Consider the following 8,337-nt stretch of genomic DNA (forward strand, 5'->3'; position numbering starts at 1 on the left):
TTCCGGTCGTGAGTGAATGGAGATTCGGGCGACGACACGGCCCGCGTGCCGCCGAACCGCATATTATGACGCGTTTATGCGCCGCCTTCGACGAAAAACCGCCGCGCGAGCGCAATCTGGCTGGCGTCGATGAACGCCGGCGCGTGGCCCGCCCCCGGAATCTCGGCGTGCGTCACGTACCGGCCGCGACGCACCATGTCGGCCACCGTCTCGCGCGACAGCAGGTCGGACGTCTCGCCGCGCACGACGAGCAGCGATGCGTCCGTCGTCTCGATGGCGCGCCACAGCGCGGCCTCGCCGAGCGCCGCCAGTTCGGGCGTCGTCGCCTTGAACGGTTCGGCGATGCGCGGATCGTAGCGGATCGTCCAGCCACCTTCCGGCAGTTCGCGCAGCAGCGGCCCGTTGATCTCGCGCCACTCGTCGGCGCTCAGCGCACCGAACGGCAGCGACAGCGACGTCAGGTAGTCGATGCCCTCCTGCCGGGTCGCAAAGCGCGGCTGCACGCCGAGATATTCGCCGATGCGCGTCAGCGAATCGGGTTCGATGCGCGGGCCGACGTCGTTGACGATCATCCGGCGCAGCGGCGAACCGGGCAGCCCGGCGAACGCCATGCCGATCAGCCCGCCCATCGACGTGCCGAACCAGTCGACCGATTCGACGTCGAGCCGCGCGATCAGCGTCACCATGTCGGCCACGTACTGCGGAATCGCATAGAGCCGCGGATCGGCCAGCCAGTCCGACTGGCCGCGCCCGACGACATCGGGGCAGACGACGCGATACGTATCGGACAGCGCAGCGGCAAGCCGGTCGAAATCGCGCCCGGAACGGGTCAGGCCATGCACGCAGACCAGCACGCGCGGGTTGGCGGGATCGCCCCATTCGGTATAGGCGACGTGGTGAAGGCCGGCCGCGCTCGCGCACTGCACGCGCCGCTGGCGAGGAACCTGGGGATTCGCTGGGGTCGTTGGCATCGTTGGCATCCTGTCGAACGGGGGCGACGCGTGGGGCAACGCTTGCGACGCCCGATGCAAACGATTGTAAACCGCTTCGGAACAACAGGGCGCCGCGCGCCCGGCTCGGCGCGACGGGTTCAATCGTTGCGGCGCCACGCCTCCTGCAACTGCTCGCGCAGAAAATCGACGAATGTCCGCACGCGCAACGGCACCTGACGACCGCCGGGATAGACGGCATGCAGCGGCGCCGCAGACACCGCAAAAGCCGGCAATATGCGCACGAGTCGACCGGCATCGAGATCGGCACCGACGTCCCAGATCGATTTCAACGCGATGCCCGCACCTTCCAGCGCCAGCGTGCGTGCCGCGCCGCCGTCGTTCGTCAGGAGCGCGGCCGTCACCTCGACCGCAACCACGCCTTGCGCGCCATCGAACCGCCATTCGGCGTGCGGCTGGTCGCCCATCACGATGCATCGATGCGCATGAAGATCGGCTGGATGGGACGGCATCCCGTGCGACGCCAGATAGCGCGACGACGCACACAGCACGCGATGATTCGGCGCCAGTTCGCGCGCGATCATCGTCGAATCGGCGAGATTGCCGATCCGCACGGCGACATCGATGTCGCAGGCGAGCAGATCGACGACCGTATCGGTCAGCACCAGTTGCACGGTCAGTTGCGGATGTCGCTGCTGAAATGCCGCCACGAGCGGTGCGATCCGCAGGCGGCCGAGCTCGCCGGGTGCCGTCACGCGCAGCACGCCGCTGACCGTGCCGCGGCGATCGCGCATCAGCGTTTCGGCACGCTCGACCTCGGCCAGGATGCGCAGCACCTGCGCGTGAAACTGCGCGCCGTCGTCGGTCAGCGTTTGCTGGCGCGTGGTCCGGTGCAGCAGGCGCACGCCGAGCCGCGACTCGAGATGCGCGAGCCGTTTGCTGACGACGGACAACGACAGGTCGAGCTCGCGCGCCGCCGCCGACAGGCTGCCGGCCGACACGATCCTCGCGAAGGTATCGAGTGCCGGTAAATCGTCGATCAGCATCGTCATGCCCGTTCCATCCGAACCTTTCTTTTTTTCGAATAATCCATTCGCTTTTTACCCGTATTTACGCGCAGATCGGAAACCTACCATACCTGTTCCGCGTCGTTGCAAGACGCCATTCACAGGACCGCCCAAACCATGTCGATCCGCTCTCGTTCGACCGCCCGCCCGATCGCGCACGCGCTCGCCGCGGCCGCTTGCGCCGTCGCGCTCTCACCCGCCGCTTCCCGCGCCGCCGACCTCATTGCGCCGCATAGCCTGACCGTTGCGGCAGGCGAGCCAGCCGCGCTGGCTCGCGCGCAAATACTGGCCGCGCGCCGCTACGGCACCTTCTGGAATACCGGCGACCCTGCCCTCGCGCACACCGCACTCGCCGCCGACTTCACCGACCGAACGCTGCCGCCCGGCCGCGAACAGGGCGTACCGGGACCGCTCGCGGCATCCCGCACGATGCGCGGCGCGATACCGGACCTGCGTTGCGACATCGAGCAGATGATCGTCGCGGGCGACCGTGTCGTCGTGCACCTGCATTTTCGCGGGCATTTCACCGGCACGTTCAACGGAACGACCGGGCGCGGACAGGCAATCGACTTCATCGCGACCGATATCTACCGGATCGACCACGGCCGGATCGCGGAAAACTGGCACATCGAGGACAACCTGACGCTGATGCGTCAGCTTGGGCTCGCCGGCTGACGGAGGACACCATGACTCTCGGTAACGTCGATCCCGCGACGCATCTGCCGCGCCGCACTTTTCTGGCTCAGGCCGGCGCCGGGCTCGCCGCCGGCGTCGTGGCGGCCACCGGCGGCTCCCTGCCGGCAGTCGCCGCCCCGATGCCCGCGCCCGCAGCGGCGGGCTCCACATCGTTCTGGCCGGATGGCGCGCGCCTCGTCATTTCGATCTCGATGCAGTTCGAGGCGGGCGGACAACCGCCCACGGGCGCGGACAGCCCCTTTCCGGCCGTCGCGTTTCCGCCGTCGGTACCGGTCGATCTCGCGTCGTCCACCTGGTTCGCGTATGGCTACCGGGAAGGGATTCCGCGCCTGCTCGACCTGTGGGACCGGCACGGCGTGAAAGTCACGTCGCACATGATCGGGGAAGCCGCGCGCCGGCACCCCGAACTGGCGCGCGAGATCGTGTCGCGCGGCCACGAAGCCGCCGCGCACGGGCCGACATGGCGGGCGCAGTTCGCGATGAGCCGCGACGACGAACGTCGCTTCCTGACCGAAGCACGCGACATGGTCGAGGCGGAGACCGGCCAGCGCCCGACCGGCTACAACTGCAACTGGCTGCGGCGTGGGCCGCATACGCTGTCGCTGCTGCAGGAACTCGGCTACCTGTATCACATCGACGACGTCAGCCGGGACGAGCCTTTCATCGAGACCGTCAACGGCCGCGATTTCGTGGTGGTCCCGTACACGCTGCGCAACAACGACATCCTGCTCATCGAAGGTCGCAACTATTCGCCAGCGATGTTCCTCGAGCAGATCAAGCTCGATTTCGACCAGCTTTACGCGGAGGCCGGGCAGCGGCGCAGACTGATGTCGATCAGTGCACACGACCGGATCAGCGGCACACCGCAAATGGTCCGCGCGTGGGACGCATTCCTGCACTACGCTCGATCGCACCCGGGTGTCGCTTTCATGCGCAAGGACGATATTGCGCGTTTCACGCTGCACAGCCCGTCGACGCTGCGTGAAACCGAAACGATCTGACCGGATTCCGTTCCCCCTCACCCAGGAAAGACCTTCATGAATGACGTGCTCCAAGGGAAAAATGTACTCGTCGTCGGAGGAAGCTCCGGCATCGGCGCCGCCACTGCGACGGCATTCGCGCGACGCGGCGCGATCGTGACGATTGCCTCGCGAAACCCGGGCGGGATCGCAATCGATGCCGCGCCAGGCGCGCACGTGCGGACCGAAACGCTCGACATCACCGACACGGCGGACGTCGATGCATTCTGTGCGCGCGCCGGCCAGTTCGACCATGTGGTGATTTCCGCCGCGAAGACGGCCACCGGCCCGATCCGCGGGCTGCCGCTTGCCGACGCACAGGCTGCGATGGACAGCAAATTCTGGGGGGCATACCGCATCGCCCGCGCGATCGATATCGCATCGGGCGGTTCGCTGACATTCGTGTCGGGCTACCTCAGCGTGCGGCCGAGCGCATCGTCGGTCCTGCAAGGCGCGATCAATGCCGCGCTCGAGGCCCTCGCCCGCGGCCTCGCACTGGAGCTGGCGCCGGTTCGCGTCAATACCGTGTCGCCAGGCCTGATTGCGACGCCACTGTGGGACAAACTCGCACCCGACGCGCGCGACGCGATGTACGCGAGCGCCGCACAGCGCCTCCCGGTACGCGGAGTCGGCCAGCCGGAGGATGTCGCGAATGCGATCCTGTATCTGGCGACAACGCGTTATGCGACCGGCTCGACGGTACTGGTCGACGGCGGCGGCGCCATCGCGTGACGCACGCGCCACTGGCAAAACGCCCCGCGTTCCGTCCGGAACGCGGGGCGTCGGGGATGACGCAACAAGGTGACGCTCAGCCCACCGCGCTCACGTCGAGCGGCGCGCCCGTCTTCGCCTTGATCTCGTCGGCGCTCACGCCATCGGCGAGCTCGAGGACCTTCAGGCCGGACGGCGTCACTTCGATCACGCCGAGATCGGTGATGATCAGGTCGACCACGCCGACACCCGTCAGCGGCAGGTTGCATTCCTCGAGGATCTTGTGCTGGTCGCCCTTCGCGACATGCTCCATCAGCACGACGACGCGCTTCACGCCGGCGACGAGATCCATTGCGCCGCCCATCCCCTTGATCATCTTGCCGGGGATCATCCAGTTCGCGAGGTCGCCCTGCTTGCTGACCTGCATCGCGCCGAGGATCGCGAGGTTGATGTGGCCGCCGCGGATCATCGCGAACGAATCGGCCGACGAGAAGATCGACGAGCCCGGCAGCGTCGTGACGGTCTGCTTGCCGGCGTTGATGAGATCGGCGTCGACTTCGTCTTCGGTCGGCGACGGGCCGATGCCGAGCAGGCCGTTCTCCGACTGCAGCCACACCTCGACGCCTTCCGGCACGTGGTTCGCGACGAGCGTCGGCAGGCCGATGCCGAGGTTCACGTAGAAGCCGTCCTGCAGTTCCTTCGCCGCGCGCGCGGCCATCTGGTCACGATTCCAGGCCATGTCAGTCTCCTTTCGCGCGTACGACGCGTTGTTCGATGCGTTTTTCGGGCGTCGCGTTCAGCACGATGCGCTGCACGAAAATCCCCGGCGTGTGGATGTGGTCCGGATCGAGCTCGCCGTTCTCGACGATCTCCTCGACCTCCGCGACGGTGATCTTGCCGGCCATCGCGCACATCGGGTTGAAGTTGCGCGCGGTGCGGCGAAAGATCAGGTTGCCAGACTTGTCGGCCTTCCAGGCCTTCACGAGCGCGACATCGGCCGTCAGCGACGGCTCGAGCACATAGTGGCGATCGCCGAACTGGCGCGTCTCCTTGCCTTCCGCGATCACGGTGCCGTAGCCCGTGTTCGTAAAGAACGCGGGGATGCCCGCACCGCCCGCGCGCAGCTTTTCGGCGAGCGTGCCTTGCGGCGTGAATTCGAGCTCGAGTTCGCCGGCCAGGTACTGGCGCTCGAACTCCTTGTTCTCGCCGACGTACGACGAGATCATCTTCTTGATCTGGCGCGTTTCCAGCAGCAGGCCGAGGCCGAAGCCGTCGACGCCCGCGTTGTTGCTGATGCAGGTGATGCCCTTGACGGCCGAATCGCGCAACGCCGCGATCAGCGCCTCCGGAATGCCGCACAGGCCGAAGCCGCCCACCGCGAAGGTCTGTCCGTCGCGGACGATCCCTTCCAGCGCGGCAGCCGCGCTTGGATAGACTTTGTTCATCAGTTGTCCCTTCCTCTATGGAAACCAGCAAAACCGGTTCACGCGCCCACCTGGGCCGCAAGCCCGCCGCATCATTCTATGCATGCACGGCGATGCCTGCGTCGAGGCGCGCTGTTTTTATGTCGCGGCAAACCGCCACGAGATGCCTGAAAGGGTACGATGCGGCGCGGATGCGGCACAATACGCAAAAATACATAAGCGTTTGCCTCCGCTTGCCTGCGCCATGCCCGCTCTCGATTACCAGACTGCCTTCCACCTCGCGCCGCTCGGCCTCGTCCTGTCGCGCGACCGCGTGATCGAGGATTGCAACGACGCGCTCGCGTCGATCTTCCGCTGCGAGCGTGCCGACCTGATCGGGAAATCGTACGAGGTGCTCTACCCGTCGACGGACGAATACCAGCGAATCGGCGAACGGATCTCGCGCGTGATGGTCGCGAACGGCATCTACTCGGATGACAGAATCATGAAACGGGCGGGCGGCGAGCTGTTCTGGTGCCACGTCACCGGCCGCGCGCTCGATCGCACCGCGCCGCTTGCGGCGGGCGTGTGGACCTTCGAGGATTTGAGCGCGACGCGCCGGGTCGCCGTCGAACTGACCCCGCGCGAGCGCGAGATCGCCGCGCAGCTCGCGACCGGCAAGACCAGCAAGCAGATCGGGCGCGTGCTCGACATCAGCCCGCGTACGGTCGACATCTACCGCGCACGACTGATGCGCAAGTACGGGACCAACAATACGCCGGAGCTGCTGCAGCGCCTGCTCGGGCAGTGAACGACCGCGTCCGAACGACAATCGGCCGCGCATGGCGGCCGATTCGGGAAACAACGGGCATGGCGTACCACCGGCGGCCTGGCGCCTGCCTCGCCGACTCGACGCTCAGCCGACCTTCGTCGCGAGCGCACGCTCGATCGTGTCGCGCAGCAACTGGGGCAGCGGCACCGACTTGCCGAGCGCGTAGTCGACCCACACGCAGCGCGCATTGCCGCGCGCATAGACGTGCTGCGGATCGTCGGCGCGCGTCAGCTCGAAACCCGTGTCGAAGCTGCTGCGGCCGGGTTTCGCAGCCGACATCTTCGCGATCACGTCGCCCGGATAGTGCAGCTGCTTGAGGAACTCCATCGACGCCGTGACGATGACGGGCCCCTGCCCCTCGCCGTTACCGCCGGCGATGCCCAGCTCCTCGAACCACGAGATCCGCGCCTGCTCCATGTAACGGAAATAGACCGTGTTGTTCACATGGCCGAACGCGTCCATGTCGCCCCAGCGGATCGGCATCGACATCTCAAAAACGGGGGAATAATCGCTCATTGCAGTCTTCTTTGTTGCTGAATGTCATCCGCTCAGGCGAGGCCGAAGCCGTCGTCGGCGGAGATAATCGAGCCATTGATGAACTGCGACTCGTCGGCCGCGAGCAGCAACAACAGCCCGTCGAGATCCTGCGGCTTGCCGACGCGCCGGCGCGGCAGCATCGACTGCAGCTTCTGGCCCTGCTCGGTTTCCCACAGGTAATGATTGATTTCGGTATCGATATAGCCCGGACAGATCGCGTTGACGTTGATCCCGTGGCGCCCCCACTCGAGCGCCATCGCGCGCGTCATCTGCACGACCGCCGCCTTGCTCATCGCGTACAGCCCGATCTGCGGAAACACGCGCAGCCCGGCCACCGACGCGATGTTGATGATCCGGCACGGCGGCTTGCCGTTGCCGCTTCCGTTCGCGCGCATGATCATCCGCTTCGCGACTTCCTGCGCGACGAAAAATGCGCCGCGCGTGTTGGTATCGAACACGAACTCGAAATCCGCCGGCGTCACGTCGACGAGCTTCTGCATCGTCGAGACGCCCGAATTGTTCACGAGGATGTCGATCGTACCGGCTTCCGTCTCCGCGTGCGCGACCGCCGCCTTGATGCTCTGGACGTCGGTGACGTCGAGCGACACGACGTGCGCGGCACCGCCCGCCGCCTCGATCTCGGCACGCAGCTCCTTCAGGCGCTCGACGCGACGGCTCGCGAGCACGACCTTCGCACCGGCCTGCGACAGCACCTGCGCAAAGCGCTGCCCGAGACCGCTCGACGCACCCGTGACCAGCGCAACCTTGCCTTCCAGATTGATCGACCGACCCATTTGCACTTCCCCTTTCGATGTCGTTTCGCCGCCACGGGCAGCATGGCCCGAACGGCATTACCCTAGCACGAAAATAGAACGATCGTGCTAATCTAGCCGCATGCTGTTGCGGCAAGCGTTTCGTTTCGCAGACAATACGCTCCCGAATAAAAGCATTCTAACGGTTAGAGGAACGCCAATGACCCCCGCAAGCCTCATCGAGCAATACGGCCCGCGCGAATCGATGGAATACGACGTCGTGATCGTCGGCGGCGGCCCCGCCGGGCTGTCGGCGGCGATCCGGCTCAAGCAGCTGGCCGCCGAGAAAGGCACCGAGATCGGCGTGTGC

The 8,337-nt window shown here is 66.2% G+C and carries 11 protein-coding genes; 5 read left to right on the plus strand and 6 right to left on the minus strand.

Annotated elements, in window-relative coordinates; genetic code table 11:
* Positions 1-74: 74 nt before the first annotated feature.
* Together G3O06_RS30415 and G3O06_RS30420 are read right to left on the minus strand one after the other, a co-directional pair.
* Positions 75-971 (minus strand): alpha/beta hydrolase, encoded by an 897-nt coding sequence (locus G3O06_RS30415; RefSeq protein WP_205818421.1) that lies wholly within the window; start codon positions 969-971, stop codon positions 75-77.
* 119 nt (positions 972-1,090) lie between these two features.
* Positions 1,091-2,002, minus strand: a complete 912-nt coding sequence (locus tag G3O06_RS30420) for a LysR family transcriptional regulator (RefSeq protein WP_205818422.1) — start codon at positions 2,000-2,002, stop codon at positions 1,091-1,093.
* 132 nt (positions 2,003-2,134) lie between these two features.
* Between G3O06_RS30420 and G3O06_RS30425 the strand changes: the two genes are divergently transcribed.
* The 3 genes from G3O06_RS30425 to G3O06_RS30435 are packed head-to-tail and all read left to right on the plus strand — an operon-like array spanning position 2,135 to position 4,464.
* On the plus strand, positions 2,135-2,692 hold the full coding sequence (locus G3O06_RS30425; RefSeq protein WP_174969240.1) for an ester cyclase: 558 nt from the start codon (positions 2,135-2,137) through the stop codon (positions 2,690-2,692).
* Between the two features lie 11 nt (positions 2,693-2,703).
* Positions 2,704-3,714, plus strand: coding sequence for a polysaccharide deacetylase family protein (locus G3O06_RS30430; protein ID WP_205818423.1), 1,011 nt, complete (start codon positions 2,704-2,706; stop codon positions 3,712-3,714).
* Between the two features lie 36 nt (positions 3,715-3,750).
* A complete protein-coding gene (locus tag G3O06_RS30435) occupies positions 3,751-4,464 on the plus strand; it encodes an SDR family oxidoreductase (RefSeq protein ID WP_205818424.1) in 714 nt (237 codons plus the stop codon).
* A 76-nt stretch (positions 4,465-4,540) separates the two neighbouring features.
* Here the strand turns inward: G3O06_RS30435 and G3O06_RS30440 are convergent, their stop codons facing one another.
* Complete coding sequence (locus tag G3O06_RS30440; RefSeq protein ID WP_174912711.1) at positions 4,541-5,182, minus strand: CoA transferase subunit B; 642 nt, start codon at positions 5,180-5,182, stop codon at positions 4,541-4,543.
* 1 nt (position 5,183) lies between these two features.
* The gene (locus tag G3O06_RS30445; protein WP_043182547.1) at positions 5,184-5,888 is read right to left on the minus strand and encodes a CoA transferase subunit A; all 705 of its coding nucleotides are present in this window, start codon (positions 5,886-5,888) and stop codon (positions 5,184-5,186) included.
* 223 nt (positions 5,889-6,111) lie between these two features.
* Here G3O06_RS30445 and G3O06_RS30450 point away from each other — a divergent pair, with 223 nt between their 5' ends.
* Positions 6,112-6,657, plus strand: coding sequence for a LuxR C-terminal-related transcriptional regulator (locus G3O06_RS30450; RefSeq protein WP_205818425.1), 546 nt, complete (start codon positions 6,112-6,114; stop codon positions 6,655-6,657).
* 105 nt (positions 6,658-6,762) lie between these two features.
* Here G3O06_RS30450 and G3O06_RS30455 read toward each other — a convergent pair whose 3' ends face one another.
* Positions 6,763-7,194, minus strand: coding sequence for a thioesterase family protein (locus G3O06_RS30455; protein WP_043182542.1), 432 nt, complete (start codon positions 7,192-7,194; stop codon positions 6,763-6,765).
* 32 nt (positions 7,195-7,226) lie between these two features.
* The gene (locus tag G3O06_RS30460; protein ID WP_011351770.1) at positions 7,227-8,009 is read right to left on the minus strand and encodes an SDR family oxidoreductase; all 783 of its coding nucleotides are present in this window, start codon (positions 8,007-8,009) and stop codon (positions 7,227-7,229) included.
* A gap of 106 nt (positions 8,010-8,115) precedes the next feature.
* Between G3O06_RS30460 and G3O06_RS30465 the strand changes: the two genes are divergently transcribed.
* Positions 8,116-8,337: FAD-binding protein (locus G3O06_RS30465; protein WP_226111393.1), on the plus strand; the 222-nt coding region annotated here is incomplete at its 3' end.

This window comes from Burkholderia sp. Ac-20345 (genome assembly GCF_017104825.1).
Taxonomy (GTDB): Bacteria; Pseudomonadota; Gammaproteobacteria; order Burkholderiales; family Burkholderiaceae; genus Burkholderia; species Burkholderia lata_B.